The following is a 15,922-nucleotide window of genomic DNA, read 5'->3' as shown; positions in this document are numbered from 1 at the left end:
TTAAATAACGCGTTTTAGCGTTTTAAGTAATGTTTCAGGATTAAACGGCTTGACCAGCCAACCCGTTGCACCGACTAATTTTCCTTGCTGTTTTTTCTCAGTGCTGGTTTCTGTCGTAAGCATTAAAATGGGAGTAAATTTGTACTGTGGTTTATCTCTTAATGCTTTGACCAGCTCAAAGCCCCCCATAATGGGCATATTGACATCCGAAATCACCACATCAAACTTATTACTGGCAACCTTGTTTAGTGCTTCTCGTCCATCATTCGCGGTTTCCACATCGTAGCCAGCATCACGTAATGTGTGACTCACCATCTGACGAATGGAGACCGAATCATCTACTGCAAGAATCTTAGTCATTTGGATTACTCTCCGACTTTAGGTTTAACTCAAACACCTCTTGCAAACCTAGCGTCTCAATTCCCTCGAGAAGGACATCGCTCGGTTTTAGCAATTGGATCGTTCGTTGATTCTTCTTTGCGGAAATAAAAAGAGAAGAGAGGAGCTGTATGCCAGCGGCATCCACTCTGGCAACGTTATCTGCGCCGAGATGGATAGCCTCATGAGTGGCAAGCCATTCTTGATATTGAGTCGTAGCATCTAGTACCGTCGAAATGTCTAGAGACTCAGGAAGTAAACATTCCATGTTTCAACCTACACTTTTCTTATAGTTTCCTAGCCGTTATGGAAGCTTTTCGCTTAATTTTGAGTGTAGGAAGGAATAGATATTTAGCAAACAAACCCTGACATTTTATGAATCCAAAATCATATCTTCATCATTTGATAAAATTTCAATACTTTGTTTTTTAAACACTTAAAGCTGAAATACTCACCCAAAAAAATTTCCATACTTTTTTCAGGTCAATAGCATTTTTTATGCAAATCAAAAGCATTATTTAAGTTTGTCATCATTAACTGAACTCAAGTATCGAATGTTTACACTGTAAATAGCACATTCATAGCGAAGAGGTTTCAGCTTTATGAACACAAAAACCTCAAAAAGGAATAATAAGAGGATGAATGAATAAGATGATTAATCACGGCAAGCAGGAAGGTGACATCAATTATTTTTACAGTGTAAATTATCGCACACTACACTAAGGTTGAATCAAGCAACGATTGAATATCGGCTCTTAACTGGAGTTCCGTTTGCTTTCTACCACTCAACTCAAACTCTTCACAGCACATTTGCCAACTACGTTGCTGTATCAATTTACGAATCATCAAATCTGAACTATTTTGTAGCGCGGCTGGGGAAGATAATAGCCATGAGGCGATAAAAGAGGCAACGCTCTCGTACCCAACTCCACCTTCACAGTAACGACGAATTAGAGTAAAAAACTCACCAATCTCAACGGAAGCATCTTCTTTACGCAATAGATTACGTACAATGTCAGTTTCAATGTCATTGAACACATTGCCTAGTAGGTAAGGTATCGAAAGCTCAAAATGACGCTCTGCACTTTCCATCCAATCAGGACTGCCCTTTATCATAAGCACAGAATGGCATCCACTCGCTTGATCACGCTGAACACCAAGCCTGACTGGAGAGAAGCCATTCTTGCGCCAAAAATGAAGTAACTCTTTAGTCGCACCAAAGCTGGTGGAGATAAATGCCTTATCACAGTGCAGAGACAACTGCTCCAACATAGCGGAGCCAATCCCTTGGCCCTGGTAATTTGGGTGAGTCGCTATACGCATAATACGTAAACTCATCTGCCGAGCAGCATCACTCAAGCCAAGTTGTGCGGCCAACATAACAGGCACGAGATGCCCTTTAGGTCGACGAACGCCTTGTTGAATGGAGTCAATCAATGATTGCTCTAATCCCCCTTCAGTAATGGTGAGTATGCAGCCAAGGCAATCCTGATGACTAAACGCAGCAAAAAGTGCAATGGAATCATCTTCCAATAACAGCATTAAATCATTAGGCGATGTTTGATAGTGCGCGTTAACTAACAAGGCAAAACAAGTACGCAACAAATCAGAGTTATTTAGGAGTTGCTTTTTATCGAGCTTTCGGAGCATTATGCGCGCTGTCGAGGCAACATTAACTGGCGCGATTTCCGTATTGAGGAGAAAAGTGTCAAACAGCCAGCTTTCCAAAGGGTCATTCGCATTCCAACGAATAGGCTGTTCTAGATGGTAAAACACTGAACCAGCTCTTTTCTGCTTTAGCCAATGCTGAAACTTGAGCGTGAAACCTCGACCACAGCCCTCATAACCATGAACTGTCGTCGAAAATACGCAGCGATGATGGCGCTCAACCATCTTCTGCAACATAGGAATGGGAATTGCCGATGCTTCATCGACTAAGAGGAAATCACACTCTGGCCCCTGTCTGAGTAGCTCATCAGGAGCGATGAATTCGAGTGAAGCGGCATTAAAGCGAACCAGGCCTTTTTTGTGCAACGCATCAGGTAACAAACGCCGAGCATGTTCAAATACAGGCGCGACAGTAGCCAAGCTTGGTGCCGTGACCAAGATACGAATATCACGGGATTGCATCAGTTCAGCAGCTGCAATCCCCAACGCACTACTCTTCCCTCTTCCTCGGTCAGCAGTCATGACCAAAGGTCGTTTACGATGGCCTTCTACCACTTTACGAATCTTCTCCACAGCAAGTTTTTGCTGAGAAAAAGGCTCTGCGTCAAAACTATCAACTAAAGGAGGTGGAGGTAATGGCCGAGTTTGATCGATATTAATTAGACGCCTCAATGCGACACTTAACCATTGCATGGATAGCGATAAAGGGTTGGAGGTCGAAGGCAAAATCACAACTATACCTCCACCTTTGACGCAGCCTAGTGCTGCACTAAAAGAATTAGCATCAAAGCCAGAAGAGAAATCGCAAATCAACAACGAACATTCTTGACCAAGTAAACGCTGACCATGCTTGTAAGGAACACTATAGATATTGTCATCACAACTTTCTCCGCCAAGCTGAAAAATACTCGAGTTAGCGTACAAGTCTTTAATGATGGACAAGGCATTGTCTTGCCATGGCAAGTCACCATTAAGTACGACGCCAAACCTATGATTTGCCTGACTAGCAGAGTGAACCAACTGAGAGAAATAATTGTGCATGACCGGTGTCAGATTTCGGGATATAAGCGAATTATAACAATTCAGAGCGATAAATGAGAGATAGAAAAAAAGCCGCTCATCGCGGCTTTCATCTACTGATTCTGATTACTTCAACTTAGACGAAACAAAGTCAAGAATTTCCTGCATAGTGGCGTCGTCCACTTTCTTTAGATTGAGCGCTAAATCAGCCCCTTTACGACTATAACTGACTCTTCCCTTGATCAGCTCAACCTTACGGGTTGTCGAACGTTTACTTGGAGAAAACTCTTCAATCCATTGTTCGATCGTTTCAGACACATCTTTGGTGATGCGTGCCACGCCTTGAGCTTGGCTGCGTTGCCAAACAAAACCGTCAGTTGACTGGCATTTATCCAGAAGCTTAGCTCGATTTTCATCACTCAGCGCGTTAAATTGTTTATGTAACTTCACGATGGTAGGACGACCTAAGTCTGCGACATTGGGGTAGGCCTGAAGCAGAGTTAAAGGCAAATCCGCCGCTTTCAATGCTCCGCTGACCAAAGCTTCGCTGCATTGGAACATCTTCGCCAAAGCTTTCTGATCTTCAGCTTCACCACTTTCCAGTTTCGCTTTCATCTCTTTACCTTTTTCGTACAGAGATAGGGGCTTATGCGCGTTTGCAACATCTGACAGGAACTTGGCATGACCGCTATTGATGTTTTCGGCAACGTAAATCAGGAAGTCTTTTTCAGCTAGAATACAAGACATGCGACGACGACTACCATCGAGCACTTCGATCTTGCCATCTTCACGTTTGCGACCCACTGCTGGATACTGCTGCCCACGCTCTTTTAGCGTAGCAAGAACATCCGATAGAGCATGTTCATTCAAGAACGACTGTTCGCGTGCGTTTTCAGCAAATACTACGGTTTCATCAGCAACTTGGCTAGCGGGAATACGCAATAGCTCAAAGGTCACCATCTCTTCGCCCGCAACGGACAATTCAATCACCTGAGCCTGCTCTTTCGCTGCTTTCAGTGCTTCCTGCGGGGTCGCCACATGGCGCTTGTTCGTTTTACCAAACAGTCTTGCGTTTAAATCTGAAGTCTTAATTGCCATAGTCTAATTACCCCTGATTGAGTGATGACCAGTTGCTATGAAGGACACGCTCAAGCTCTAAAGCACTCTTTTGTACCGCATCTTGCGCTGTGGCTAATGTCTTTTTACCACCTTCAAAATCACCTGTCGTCAAATCAAAAACAGTGCTATAGGTATCAGCACAGGTTTCAAATGCACGGCTACGCGGAATCGTGGCCATTGTCACCTGATCACCCAACAAATAGTTCATTTCCGTCAATACAGCGACCTGCTTCTTGTTGTCATCTTCAAACATAGTAGGCATCAAGCGAACAAACTCAAGCCCCTGCCAATCGTCTGGGAACATCTCATACACTGTCGGCAAATGCTGGAAGAAGTTAACCGTTGATGCCCAGTCTAAGCGTTTCGCCGCACATGGGATCAGCAGCGCATTCGAAGCATACATCGCATTCCACACCAATGGATCAACGTGTGGACCAGTATCAATCATGATGATATCGAAATCATCAGCAATTTGGTCGATGAGCTTCTCTTTTAGTAGCTTTACGATATCAAGTGATTGATTTTGCGATAAGTTCTGCCAAGCCTCAGCATTAAACATTGCATCTTCAGGGAATGCCGATACTGTTTTCAGGTTTGGGTATTGAGTTGGTAACAAGACATTTTTATGTAGAAACTCTTTGTCGACTTTCACACCTTCAGGCACGTTGTCGAGCATAACATCTACAGCTGAATAAATGTTATCGTGGTCAGTCAGACTGATTTGTGGATTAAGGAATAAACGCAGAGAGCCTTGAGGATCCAAGTCAATCAAACAAATACGGTAACGTTTATCAAGATTTAATGCTAAACAAGCGGCTAAATGTACCGCAGTCATGGATTTTCCTGTTCCCCCTTTTTGGTTTTGAACATTGATAATCCATGGTTTATTGTCATTATTCTTCTTGCGCTCATGGAACTTTGCAACTCCAGCAGCATCCATTAGCATATGAGCTTCTTGCAGTGAGATCGAATAGTGGTTTGCATTATTCTTAGTAAACTGGTGACCCCCTTCTTCAAGTTTACTAATCGCATCATCCAACTTACGACGAGTCAGACCAGAACGAGTCTCCATCAAAGCTTTCGACATTGGCGGGAAATGCTCATCGCTGCGCTCTTCTAAAACAATCTCAATTCGATCGGCCTGAACCTGAGCAGTTTGCTCAGCCAGTTGAATGAGACTTTCAATTGTCTGTTCTCTTTTCATTGCCAAGTTCCATTATTAGTGACTGAAACCAATTGTACAGCATAACAAGCCAAAAACAACAAAAAGGTGAACGTACATTCACAGACGGCAATCACATTAATAAGAGAATTTTTTATCAATTAAATGAATTTGCAATTAATTCATCATTATTCGTCTTGCTAATTTTGCGCATGTCACCCTCTAAAATAAATTAGATTTAAAGTGTTACAACATCACTTATTTACAATGTAAAGGAGATGTCTCCAAGAAATAAGAAATTGACTCGGAACGATTGATATCTGCCCATAATTTACGGTCTGTGTCATTTCAATTCGTGAGCCCTTAATTCAGCGCCTATCTTACATACAATAGGACTGACCTTAATCGGAAAGCTTGGAAGTAACTTTTGCTAAGAAATACGCTAGGAATCGAAACGATGATCAAGGCGTTTACTTTGATCATGCTTTCAGGGGGAAACCATCTTCAAAGAAGCATGATCAAGGAAAAATAGTGCTTCTTTAAAAGTTTGAAGCTCTCACTTTCAAAAGATCCTTACTCGGATCAATGATCAAGTGATTCTATGCTTCGGAAGCATGTAAAAAAGGAGAGAAATTACGGAAGAATGCAGACCAACTAAGGCATTGAGTCAATAAAGCAAATCAAGAGTACAAATCGAGGGACAAAAGTCATAATATTCTAAGCTGGTGTTCCTACATGATCATGCTTTCGTTCGATAGGCTAATCAATCAAAGTAATGCCAGTGGAAAGGAAAGATGTCAAATGGATTTCAAATTGATGAATAAACCAACAAGTTTAATCGTATTCGGTCATTTTCTTCCTACATCTTGATCATCGTTTCGTTGTTAAAACCAAAAATACACACTAAACAGGGCTCATTACTTACAGCAAATCGCTTTTCACTGTGGATAAAGTGTGAGTCTATGATGATCATGCTTCAGACGTAGTAATGATCATGCATTCGCTAGACTAATGATCATAGTTCTGTAAGTATCTGATCATGCTTTCCTCTTTTTTATGATCATACTTTCGTACATATCATGATCATGCTTTCAGATGTGGATAAAAAAAGTTCATTAATAACATGAGCTTGCAATGAAAACTTGGTTCAGATCATTAGATCATATAATCAATAAAGATCATTTAAATCAGAAAGATCAGTTATTCAAAACAACAAGTTTTCTCTTTATTTATAAGGCTTTTTTCTTTATCCTTTCGGAACCATAGCAATATTACGGCTAACGTGACACGGATCATAATAAATGAGCTCAGAAGAAAAAGTATTGATCAAAGCTCCTAGGAGTCATAAAGATGGACATATGTTTGAAGTGTCCGAAGCCGCCGTAAATTGGATCGAGCAATATCAGCATTTCAAAGGCGTGACTAAAAGCATCGTTGAGCTTTTGAATCTAATTTCATTACAAGGTTTTAGTAGTAAAGATGGTTTAGTATCTACTACAGAACTGATTGAGGCGACAGATGGTCAACTGACTCGAGCCGCCATTCAACAGCGTTTGCGTGCAGCTGTAAATATTGGCCTCTTTCAGCAAATTCCGGTCCGTTTTGAAGAAGGCCTCGCCGGGAAAACCATGTTGCACCGCTTTGTAAACCCAAATCAGTTGATCTCTGTTCTTGGAGCCACCAGCTTGATGACAGAGTCGGTAAAGCAAAGCGAGAAACAAAAACGATCTAAAGCTCTGGCACAGACACACGTCAATAAACGGTTATTGAATGAGCATGGCCTAAATACACCACCAGCGATGAAAGATGAAGCAGACCAGTTTGTGGTTTCACCAACTAACTGGGCGGGTATTATTGATCAAGCTTTAGCGCCTCCACGTACTCGTAAACAATATCAAAAGAGTATGGTTTTGATCTCTGGCACCAAAGCTGTGATCGAAACACGTTCTTCGAAGAACATCATGACCGTCGATGATCTTATGACGCTGTTTGCGCTATTCACTTTGACAGTTCAATATCATGATCATCACCAACATCAGTACCAGCTGGACGCAAAACAAACCCCTAATAAAACCCCACTGTACATTACTGATATCTTGTCTTTACGGGGTAAGAAAGACAGTGGACCGGCTCGTGATTCGATCCGTGACAGCATTGATCGAATCGAATTTACCGACTTTCAATTACATGAGCTGACAGGCCGTTGGTTGAGTGAAAATATGCCAGAGGGTTTCAAGAGTGATCGTTTTCGCTTTTTGGCCCGCACTATCACGGCATCGGAAGAAGCACCGACAGAGGGGGCTGACGGCGAAATTCGTATTAAACCCAACTTATATATATTGGTATGGGAACCTTCTTTCTACGAAGAGTTGTTGACTCGTGACTATTTCTTCCTTTTCCCTCCAGAAATCTTGAAACAGCACACTTTAGTGTTCCAGCTCTATAGCTATTTCCGAAGCCGCATGTCTCGTCGTCATACCGACGTGATGTTGCTTAGCACACTCAATCAGAAGTTAGCGCGTAATATTGAATGGCGCCGATTCTCGATGGATTTGATCCGCGAATTGAAAAAGTTATCGGAAGGGGAGGGCACGGACGATCTGTTTAAGGTCAATCTATGGGGTTATCACCTAACGATCTCCACGATCGTAGAAGGCGGTAAGATCAAAGACTACCAGTTTGACATCAAGTGTGATGCTGAAGAAGTGCTTCGTTACTCACGTGCTCGCACGACTAACGCAGGTAAACGTAATATGGCCCCTACGTTGCCTAACCCACTGCGTAATGAAATGGTCACTAAGCAGCAGTTAGATGAAATGTCGCAGATTATTGATGGCGAGTTCGAACCCATCCAGCGTAAAGAACGTTCTCCAAAAGGAAAATTGGGACGTAGAGTTAAAATCCGTAAGCATTTAGTCGAGATCAATGCAGACGAAATCACCATTACCTTATCCAAGTATACCTCTCCAGAGGCCCTAGAACGCTCTATAATGGCTTTGGCTGCGATGACAGGGCATTCACACAACTCGATTCAGGAAGAGTGTCAGGAGCTCATAGAGAAGCTTGATTTCCTTCGTGTAGGAGACGAAATCATTCCGTACGAGACACTAAGCAAGTTGATTGAACTTTACAACGGGCAGAGTGAAAATAAACACTTATCCATTGAACGTCTAATTGCTGGTCTCGCAGTGAGACGCAAAGTGTGTAAACAAGTTCATGAAGGGCACCTTGATGAAGGTGTGTTTAGAGTACTTGATGAAGTGGCGGTATAACCCTAGATACTCGTACACATAATGAATTGCCAGCATGTGCTTGCTGGCTTTTTGATATTATTTCTCTGTGTTACATACCTAGTGTGAATAGACAAACCTACTACATTCCCCTGACAGTGAACTGACATTGCTCACCGGGGAGTTGGATATTATTTATCCCGAATAGACAACCTTTTGTCCTTTCTGATGAATAAGGGATTTGGATTATCCCTGATAGATTGGCTCATATTGTTACATTCATTCTGAATTGTTTGCGAGTTCTTTTGAACTCGCTTTTTTTTGTCTAAATTTCTTCAAGTATTGAAAGCATGATCAAGGGGGGCTCTTGATCATTGTTCCGTCAATCAAGGATCTTTCATTTCTGTAGTTCTAATGACAAAAAACAACAGTTTCTCTCCCTAAAAGATTCGTATTGTAAATGTAACTTTATTATTTAAATCAGATCCTTATTCCATCTATTTCCTCATAAATATTAATTAGCTCTCGTTCATTTTTTGTTAATGGAAATGTCATTTCTTACTTCAATGATATCCCCGCACTACGTGTGCAGTGTTTCAATTTACTTATTGGATATTAAGAAAAATATGATGGATTTTGCCAGATTGGTACGCATAGTACTTATTGCACTCAGTTGTTTAGTATTGAGTGCATGTGATGAAACAGACAGTGAAATAGAGACAGAAATTACTGAGACCGTTCGCTCCCATTCTCATAATGACTACTATCGAGAAGAGCCTTTTCATGGTGCAGCCGAGTTGGGCTTTGGTAGTTTTGAGGCGGATGTTTACTATAAGGCTGGTTATGAGGAGGTTCTCATTGCTCATGATGAAGACGATTTGGTCAATGAATGGAAATTTGATGAGCTTTATGTCCAACCGATTGTTAACCATGTCAGAAATAACCAACTGCAAATGTATGATGGCTGGGACTATACGGCTGTTCTTCTGATCGACATCAAAACACAAGCTGCTTTCACTTGGCAGGCGGTAGAAAAGGTCCTTAAGCAATATCCTGATGTGTTTAGTCGCTACGAAAACGGTAAAGTATATCAAGGCCCTGTTACTGCGATCATTTCTGGTAACCGCCCAATAGAGTTGATGCAGCAGCAGCAAACTCGTTACTCGTTTGTCGATGGGCGTTTAAGCGATCTTGATAAAGGGTATTCTCCAACTCTTATGCCGCTGATTAGTAATAATTTTGATCATTTTGATCAAGAACAATTTGGTAATTTTGATGGGACAGGGGAATGGCCAGAAGAGGCCCTTGCGGAACTGGAGAGAATCATCACAACAGCTCATGCAAATAAGCAGAAGATTCGCTTTTGGGCGACACCTGAGGACGATGCCGAAACACGCGACACAATATGGGGTGAACTAACCAAAGCTAATGTGGACTACATCAACACTGACCTATTGCAGACCCTTCATGATTGGTTATTGGTTAATGATCCACACCCAGATATGCCGGGGTTGAATTGGCTAGATCATCCTGATTGGCAGCCGATGGATTAGTAAAAATGACGTAGTAGGGAGATTATGGCAGCGTTACTCGCTGCCATATTATGAGCGTTCAATGGCATAGTGTGGATGAACCTTGATCATTGTTCCGTGACTCATTCCAACTTTGTGCCGCCATAAACTGCACATGAGCATCTACCCATTGATGTGATGTCTCTAGCCAACGGCTATGAGTCTGTTGGCGACAAAACTCCAAACCTATTACTGTTAGGTGTTGCATTTGCATCATACACCAATGTTTCAATACCAGCTCACTGGTCGAGTTAGTAACCACTTTTTGTAGCTTACTGTAGGCAAGTTGTAAGAATTGGTAGGCCTTGTTAGGGCAGGTGTACCGCTCGTGCTCAAAGATACGCAAGCAACCATCAAACCAGCACGCAATAGCTTTACTTTGTTGTTGTGTGATGCGTGGTCCCCAAATTTGCTCTGGTGGTGATAGGATCAATGACTCGAGAAGCTCTCCTTGATCATGCTTTCGAGATTGATACCAGAGTCCCATTTGCTTCACCCACGTATCTAATTGATTCATGTCGCCCTCGCTCAAGTGCTTCAACTTATTTGATCTACCTTTTCGATTGCAATTTTCTCGCAGAGCAGATCAACCTCTAGACAATAGTGTGGTTCATGGTTGAGTTATTAACCAAGTAGCAGGGCAGAAGAATGTGTTATTGGGTGGGCTGAAGTCGTGGCTTGATAAACATGTTTGAGGAGTAATTGTAGTTAATGAGTATCAAGATAGAGCGATTGTTTACCCAGTAAAAATGAGAGCTTGATCGCCTTAAAATTCTTAGGGGTAATCCCTTAAATGTACTTCGCCAGTTAGCTATGCGCAAAGCTTATTTATACAAAAAACACTAACTGTGTACGAACTATTAGCGTAATCACATTATGAAGCTAAAATTCTTAACAAGGGCAGTCAGCTTTTGCTACAGATTAGCTGTCCCTAGCATGGTTTGTTCGGAGGTTACAATGTCCATTAATTCTATTGACCATGATGAAATGACTAAAATCACAGACAAGTGGGATTTCACGGAAGAAGTTGAGTCACAAAAGCCAACCAAAAGCGTTAAGTCAGCGGAAGCTCGTCGTCGTATTGAAGCATTAAGAGAGATTCGCGAAAGTGGCTTAACTATTGAGGAAGCGAAGGATCTAGGCATATTACACTAGTCGTGATAACAGTAATAATTGACTTAAGGGTGGCTCAAATAGCCACCCTTAATTTTTCTTTTTTTGATCTCAATTAAGTCACTGTGTGTGCTTTGAGTGCCCATTTAACTTACGAGTGTGTTATATTTTCTCCCCATATTTTTACAGATACAGAACCCTTGTATGTCTATTAACCTATCGACACTCCCTGCCAATGAGAAAAATAAAATTGAGCTTGATAAGCAAGCGTCTTTCTTAGTTTGGAAAATGCGTGAAGCAAAAGCAGGTCCTGATGAGATAGATCAGCAGGCAAACAAGATCCAAAATGAAGAAGAGCGAACTGCATTTCTTGAATCTGTAGCCAAATACAAACGAGTAATGGGCGTCGCCTGACCCTTTTTCTCAGCAAAGCGAGAAATTGAAATGGTCTCGTTTTTTGCTAAAATCCTTCGCGTTTAATTGAATTAGAGAGAACATCCCGATGGGAAGAAGTTTTGAAGTGCGCAAAGCCTCTATGGCGAAAACAGCGGGCGCAAAAATTAAAGTTTATTCCAAATACGGTAAAGAAATTTACATGTGCGCGAAAAATGGTGGTGCAGACCCAGACATGAACTTGTCTCTTAAGCACCTGATCGCAAAAGCGAAAAAAGACCAAGTTCCTGCACACGTTATCGACAAAGCGATCGATAAAGCAAATGGTGGTGGCGGTGAAGACTACGTTCCTGCGCGCTACGAAGGCTTTGGTCCTGGTGGCACAAGCGTCATCGTTGATTGTCTAACTGACAACGGTAACCGTACTTTCCAAGATGTGCGCCAGTGCTTCGTTAAAACAGGGGCGAAAATTGGTGTTGAAGGTTCTGTTTCACACATGTTTGATCACCAAGCAGTATTCCAGTTCAAAGGCGACGATGATGAAATCATTCTAGAAACGCTGATGATGGAAGACGTAGACGTGACTGACGTTGAACTTGAAGATGGCGTGATTACGGTTTTCGCTCCTCACACTGAGTTCTTCAAAACTAAGACTGCGCTAAACGGTGCCTTCCCAGACCTGACTCTTGATGTAGAAGAGATCACTTTCGTACCTCAAACTCACACGCCTGTTGCGGGTGAAGATGCAGAGAAATTCCAGAAGTTCTTAGACCTTCTTGATGATTGTGATGACGTTCAGCAGGTTTACCACAACGCTGAGTTGTAATCGCAGCGCTGAAAATTAGATAAATCAAAAAGGGATCGATTCGATCCCTTTTTTTGTTTTCGTGTATCGTCCTAAATATGGTTGATACCAAACTCGAAAGAGCATTCATTCTGCTCACTTTGTTATTGATGGATCAATAATGACCAAATTTATTCCGATTGTATTAGGTTGTAGCTTGGCTTTTTCCGCTGCTTCAACCGAGCTGGAGCTCGTGACGAAAGCGCAGCAGCTCTATGAAGCAGGCGATAAAAAACAAGCGCAGACTTTGTTTATTCAGGCGGCTGAGCAGGGCAGTGCAGAAGCGCACTTTAGACTTGCTTACCAATACGTTTTACCAGATGAAGAGAGTGTCTATCATTTGCAGCAAGCCGCGGCGCATGGTCACCAAGAGGCACTAAAATACTATCTAGATAAGGTCTTTTTCCGCGCTGGTAGTATTAGAATGTCTGACCCTAAAAGCGCATTAGAGACTTACTATAAAGCCAAACAGAAAAATCCTCGTTTGTCCCTCTATGGCGAACAAGAAAAGGTGCAAGTACTGACTTACGCTGCTGAAGTCCCTGAGCGTGACCCTGATACGTTCTTTAAAACTTTTCAGGTAGAGGATGAAGACGGAGATTGGCCCTTCTACGATGTATGGGAGTTAGCTGAGCAAGCTTCAAAAGAGGGAGGAAAGTTTGGTAAGCCCGATCCAGAGCTGGTGTTTTGGTTGATCACGCGTGGTGGTGATGTGCCTGCAGAGCTCTCATTCGCGGTGACCGATTACTATAAACATTGGAAAAATGATCAAGTGGTGCCTTTTAACCTTTGTCATTACGTGACCAGTGGCGCGGGGGCAGGGTATTGCGCTGATAGGGATGCCGTAGAGCAGGAGAAACGTCGCCAAAGTGAGCTTTCAGCGTTAACTGAAAAACTGCCTGGGGAGAGCCTAGCTCTGTTGAATCTCGCCTATAAAGAGATGGAAGATTATGTCACGCTCAAAGCGCAGCAAGAAGAAATGCATGGTGGTACGGGGCGTACTGCTTGGATTATAGACTCGATTCAATCGCAGAAGGATCTTTACCTTTCAATGCTAGATAAAGCCATTCAAGGCGATATAGAGGCAGTTTCCACGCCGCTCAGTGAAACAGACAGCCAATTAAATGCGTCATACAAAAAGCTCATGAGTGCGCTTAAACTGCCAGCTGAAGACTATGCGGTGCTAAAACCACAAGCTGATGATGTAAGAGAAGTGCAAAGGCAGTGGATTAAACATCGCGATGCGACATGTCGCCTGATTGCGTCAGTCGAGCCAAGGTTAAAAGAGCAATGCCTCAACTGGATAACGGCTAAAAGAGAGCAAGAGTTGCAAGGTATTATCACGCCATAATGGCACCAATAAAAATGAAAGGGGACGTGAGGTCACCTTTTTGCTTTTTAAAACGCTTTAAGCCTGCGAGACAGCGTTTGCGCCAGCTAACCAGTTAGACAACTTTCTAATTTGCGGTAAGACCGTCAAGTTAAGTGTTAGCGCTGCTGGCCATGCCAGAAGAAAGCTATCTAGCCAAATTGCTGGCCACTCGTTACTAAACCCCAGTTTATAGCCAGAAATTAATCCCGACATAATGATGGCCATGGTCAAAGACGAAAGTAGGGTGGAAATCCAAAAATGTTTGCGGCTCATAAATTCTCCTCTTGTTGTTGTTGTTTTGATGCTTTAAAGGATATAACTATCCATAAGTGAAAAAAATAAGCAGGTTTAGAAGTATGGATTCCATATTTGGAAATGTTGATGATCTCTATCTGTTTTGTTGTGTTGTCGAAGAAGGCTCTTTGCTTGCTGCTTCTAGGAAGCTTCAGCTGCCGGTTTCCACCATGTCCCGCCGGCTTTCAGCCTTAGAGCAACGTCTGAATATTCGATTGCTTGAGAAGAAAGGCAGGGAGCTAGTTGCTACGCAAAGTGGCTTACAGGCGTTTGAGTTGTTGCAGAGTGGTATGGAGTCTATTGAGTCTGGCTTTGGACAAATTGTCTCTGATACTCAACAAGTCTCAGGTAAGATAAAACTCGCGATACCACATAACTTTTATCGTGCTTTTGTCGGTGATGTCGTTGAACAGTTTTTGGTTGATTATCCACTGGTTTCGCTCGATTTAGTCCTTAGTCAAGAGCAAGCGGTACCACAAACAGATAGAGATTTACTGATTACCTTCGATTTGGCAGATATGAACGACATGATTGCCAGACCTTTGTTTAAAGCACGACATGCTTTCTTTGCTAGCCCCGAATACATAGAAAAAGTGGGTAATGTGGAAGATTTACAACAACTCAGCAAACTGGATTGGATCAGTGTGGATCACGCATTGGATATCTCGGTTTACGACCAAGACCGCTTAATCGATGTGATGAGCGTGAAACCTAAGTTGATTGTTAACGATATTCTGGCGGTGTGCGGTGCGGTTGAAAAAGGACTTGGAGTAGCTTCTTTGCCGTTCAGGCATGTTCATAAAGAAATGAATATTGTACGGGTTCTGCCTCAGTATCAACGCAGTGTTAGACAAGCCTACTTGGTTTATAAGCAAAGGCGCTATCAGCCTAAAGCGCTGAGTTTGTTGGTAGAGCGTTTAATGGCTGGCGTAGAGAAGATGCAAGAGCCAACGGATTTTACACTGTAAAGTCACCTCAATTGAAATTGAAGAGTAAAGGAAATCAAATGGATAAAGTAGTCATCGTTACAGGAGCGGGAAGAGGGATTGGAGCTGAAACCGCCAAGCTACTTGCGAGCCAAGGCTATGCCGTCGCTGTCAACTACCTTAGAAACCACCAGCGCGCTTATGAAGTGGTTGAGCAGATTACTTCCACAGGCGGAAATGCGTTCGCTATTCAGGCTGATGTTTCAGACCAAAAGCAAGTTGAAGCTATGTTTGCCCAAGTTACCCAGCGCTATGGCACGGTCACTCATTTGGTGAACAATGCAGGTATTCTGTTTACTCAATCAACCTTGAGCGAGATTGACTTAGAGCGATTCAAGAAGGTAATGGATGCCAATGTCATAAGCTGTTTTTTGTGCTGTAAGGCGTTTATCAATCAGCTTGATATTGATGGGGCTATCGTTAATGTTTCATCTGCGGCTTCAAGAACCGGAGCTCCGTTTGAATATGTAGACTATGCAGCGTCAAAAGGAGCGATGGACTCATTAACTAAAGGGCTGTCTCTTGAGCTAGCAGAGCGCAATATTCGAGTGAATGGGGTTCGACCTGGTTGCATTTATACTGAAATGCATGCGGATGGCGGCGAACCTGGACGTGTAGACCGACTCGCTTCGCAAATTCCGCTTGGAAGAGGAGGAACGGCATTAGAGGTGGCTCAATCGATAGCCTGGCTATTGTCCGAAGAAGCATCGTTTGTGACTGGTTCGTTTATCGATATAGCGGGTGGAAAGTAGGAGAGCCTTGTTGATCCACG

General features: G+C 42.7%; 15 protein-coding genes. 8 read left to right on the top strand and 7 right to left on the bottom strand.

Features of this window, described 5'->3' with window-relative positions; genetic code table 11:
* The 5 genes from L1D23_RS17635 to L1D23_RS17615 form a co-directional block, all read right to left on the bottom strand.
* Entirely contained in the window at window positions 1-360 is a 360-nt protein-coding gene (locus tag L1D23_RS17635) for a response regulator (protein WP_239869118.1), read from the bottom strand.
* On the bottom strand, window positions 353-646 hold the full coding sequence (locus L1D23_RS17630; RefSeq protein ID WP_239869116.1) for an STAS domain-containing protein: 294 nt from the start codon (window positions 644-646) through the stop codon (window positions 353-355). Before L1D23_RS17630 ends, L1D23_RS17635 begins: the two co-directional genes overlap by 8 nt.
* Before the next feature lie 446 nt (window positions 647-1,092).
* Window positions 1,093-3,087 (bottom strand): GNAT family N-acetyltransferase, encoded by a 1,995-nt coding sequence (locus L1D23_RS17625; protein ID WP_239869110.1) that lies wholly within the window; start codon window positions 3,085-3,087, stop codon window positions 1,093-1,095.
* Window positions 3,088-3,192: 105 nt separating this feature from the next.
* The gene (locus tag L1D23_RS17620; protein WP_239869098.1) at window positions 3,193-4,164 is read right to left on the bottom strand and encodes a ParB/RepB/Spo0J family partition protein; all 972 of its coding nucleotides are present in this window, start codon (window positions 4,162-4,164) and stop codon (window positions 3,193-3,195) included.
* A gap of 7 nt (window positions 4,165-4,171) precedes the next feature.
* Window positions 4,172-5,389 carry a ParA family protein gene (locus L1D23_RS17615; RefSeq protein WP_239869096.1) on the bottom strand — a complete coding sequence of 406 codons (1,218 nt, stop codon included), beginning with the start codon at window positions 5,387-5,389 and terminating at the stop codon, window positions 4,172-4,174.
* Between the two features lie 1,259 nt (window positions 5,390-6,648).
* Here L1D23_RS17615 and L1D23_RS17610 point away from each other — a divergent pair.
* Entirely contained in the window at window positions 6,649-8,619 is a 1,971-nt protein-coding gene (locus L1D23_RS17610) for a replication initiator protein RctB domain-containing protein (protein ID WP_239869094.1), read from the top strand.
* Between the two features lie 584 nt (window positions 8,620-9,203).
* Window positions 9,204-10,130 carry a phosphatidylinositol-specific phospholipase C/glycerophosphodiester phosphodiesterase family protein gene (locus L1D23_RS17605; protein ID WP_239869092.1) on the top strand — a complete coding sequence of 309 codons (927 nt, stop codon included), beginning with the start codon at window positions 9,204-9,206 and terminating at the stop codon, window positions 10,128-10,130.
* Between the two features lie 58 nt (window positions 10,131-10,188).
* On the opposite strand, the gene L1D23_RS17600 is transcribed toward L1D23_RS17605, so the two are convergent.
* Window positions 10,189-10,665, bottom strand: coding sequence for a transcriptional regulator (locus L1D23_RS17600; RefSeq protein ID WP_239869089.1), 477 nt, complete (start codon window positions 10,663-10,665; stop codon window positions 10,189-10,191).
* 440 nt (window positions 10,666-11,105) lie between these two features.
* Here L1D23_RS17600 and L1D23_RS17595 point away from each other — a divergent pair, with 440 nt between their 5' ends.
* The 4 genes from L1D23_RS17595 (at window position 11,106) to L1D23_RS17580 (ending at window position 13,849) form a co-directional block, all read left to right on the top strand.
* Complete coding sequence (locus L1D23_RS17595; protein WP_239869087.1) at window positions 11,106-11,303, top strand: hypothetical protein; 198 nt, start codon at window positions 11,106-11,108, stop codon at window positions 11,301-11,303.
* Window positions 11,304-11,465: 162 nt separating this feature from the next.
* Window positions 11,466-11,675 carry a DUF3283 family protein gene (locus L1D23_RS17590; protein WP_239869078.1) on the top strand — a complete coding sequence of 70 codons (210 nt, stop codon included), beginning with the start codon at window positions 11,466-11,468 and terminating at the stop codon, window positions 11,673-11,675.
* An 88-nt stretch (window positions 11,676-11,763) separates the two neighbouring features.
* Window positions 11,764-12,480 (top strand): YebC/PmpR family DNA-binding transcriptional regulator, encoded by a 717-nt coding sequence (locus L1D23_RS17585; protein ID WP_008074122.1) that lies wholly within the window; start codon window positions 11,764-11,766, stop codon window positions 12,478-12,480.
* A 139-nt stretch (window positions 12,481-12,619) separates the two neighbouring features.
* The gene (locus L1D23_RS17580; RefSeq protein WP_239869068.1) at window positions 12,620-13,849 is read left to right on the top strand and encodes a lysozyme inhibitor LprI family protein; all 1,230 of its coding nucleotides are present in this window, start codon (window positions 12,620-12,622) and stop codon (window positions 13,847-13,849) included.
* A gap of 57 nt (window positions 13,850-13,906) precedes the next feature.
* On the opposite strand, the gene L1D23_RS17575 is transcribed toward L1D23_RS17580, so the two are convergent.
* Window positions 13,907-14,143 carry a DUF2798 domain-containing protein gene (locus L1D23_RS17575; RefSeq protein ID WP_239869065.1) on the bottom strand — a complete coding sequence of 79 codons (237 nt, stop codon included), beginning with the start codon at window positions 14,141-14,143 and terminating at the stop codon, window positions 13,907-13,909.
* An 83-nt stretch (window positions 14,144-14,226) separates the two neighbouring features.
* Here L1D23_RS17575 and L1D23_RS17570 point away from each other — a divergent pair, with 83 nt between their 5' ends.
* Both L1D23_RS17570 and L1D23_RS17565 read left to right on the top strand, forming a co-directional pair.
* Window positions 14,227-15,132: a LysR family transcriptional regulator gene (locus L1D23_RS17570; RefSeq protein ID WP_239869063.1), complete on the top strand. Its 906-nt coding sequence runs from the start codon at window positions 14,227-14,229 to the stop codon at window positions 15,130-15,132.
* A 38-nt stretch (window positions 15,133-15,170) separates the two neighbouring features.
* Complete coding sequence (locus L1D23_RS17565; RefSeq protein WP_239869061.1) at window positions 15,171-15,902, top strand: glucose 1-dehydrogenase; 732 nt, start codon at window positions 15,171-15,173, stop codon at window positions 15,900-15,902.
* Window positions 15,903-15,922: the final 20 nt, after the last annotated feature.

It is taken from the genome of Vibrio sp. Isolate24, from assembly GCF_022398215.1.
GTDB lineage: Bacteria > Pseudomonadota > Gammaproteobacteria > Enterobacterales > Vibrionaceae > Vibrio > Vibrio coralliilyticus_A.
This window is presented reverse-complemented; position numbering and strand designations above follow the sequence as displayed.

What these genes read in the sequence shown, in the direction of transcription:
- L1D23_RS17635 (WP_239869118.1), bottom strand. Translation starts at nt 360, where the DNA reads ATGACTAAGATTCTTGCAGTAGATGATTCGGTCTCCATTCGTCAGATG.
- L1D23_RS17630 (WP_239869116.1), bottom strand. Translation starts at nt 646, where the DNA reads ATGGAATGTTTACTTCCTGAGTCTCTAGACATTTCGACGGTACTAGAT.
- L1D23_RS17625 (WP_239869110.1), bottom strand. Translation starts at nt 3,087, where the DNA reads ATGCACAATTATTTCTCTCAGTTGGTTCACTCTGCTAGTCAGGCAAAT.
- L1D23_RS17620 (WP_239869098.1), bottom strand. Translation starts at nt 4,164, where the DNA reads ATGGCAATTAAGACTTCAGATTTAAACGCAAGACTGTTTGGTAAAACG.
- L1D23_RS17615 (WP_239869096.1), bottom strand. Translation starts at nt 5,389, where the DNA reads ATGAAAAGAGAACAGACAATTGAAAGTCTCATTCAACTGGCTGAGCAA.
- L1D23_RS17610 (WP_239869094.1), top strand. Translation starts at nt 6,649, where the DNA reads ATGAGCTCAGAAGAAAAAGTATTGATCAAAGCTCCTAGGAGTCATAAA.
- L1D23_RS17605 (WP_239869092.1), top strand. Translation starts at nt 9,204, where the DNA reads ATGATGGATTTTGCCAGATTGGTACGCATAGTACTTATTGCACTCAGT.
- L1D23_RS17600 (WP_239869089.1), bottom strand. Translation starts at nt 10,665, where the DNA reads ATGAATCAATTAGATACGTGGGTGAAGCAAATGGGACTCTGGTATCAA.
- L1D23_RS17595 (WP_239869087.1), top strand. Translation starts at nt 11,106, where the DNA reads ATGTCCATTAATTCTATTGACCATGATGAAATGACTAAAATCACAGAC.
- L1D23_RS17590 (WP_239869078.1), top strand. Translation starts at nt 11,466, where the DNA reads ATGTCTATTAACCTATCGACACTCCCTGCCAATGAGAAAAATAAAATT.
- L1D23_RS17585 (WP_008074122.1), top strand. Translation starts at nt 11,764, where the DNA reads ATGGGAAGAAGTTTTGAAGTGCGCAAAGCCTCTATGGCGAAAACAGCG.
- L1D23_RS17580 (WP_239869068.1), top strand. Translation starts at nt 12,620, where the DNA reads ATGACCAAATTTATTCCGATTGTATTAGGTTGTAGCTTGGCTTTTTCC.
- L1D23_RS17575 (WP_239869065.1), bottom strand. Translation starts at nt 14,143, where the DNA reads ATGAGCCGCAAACATTTTTGGATTTCCACCCTACTTTCGTCTTTGACC.
- L1D23_RS17570 (WP_239869063.1), top strand. Translation starts at nt 14,227, where the DNA reads ATGGATTCCATATTTGGAAATGTTGATGATCTCTATCTGTTTTGTTGT.
- L1D23_RS17565 (WP_239869061.1), top strand. Translation starts at nt 15,171, where the DNA reads ATGGATAAAGTAGTCATCGTTACAGGAGCGGGAAGAGGGATTGGAGCT.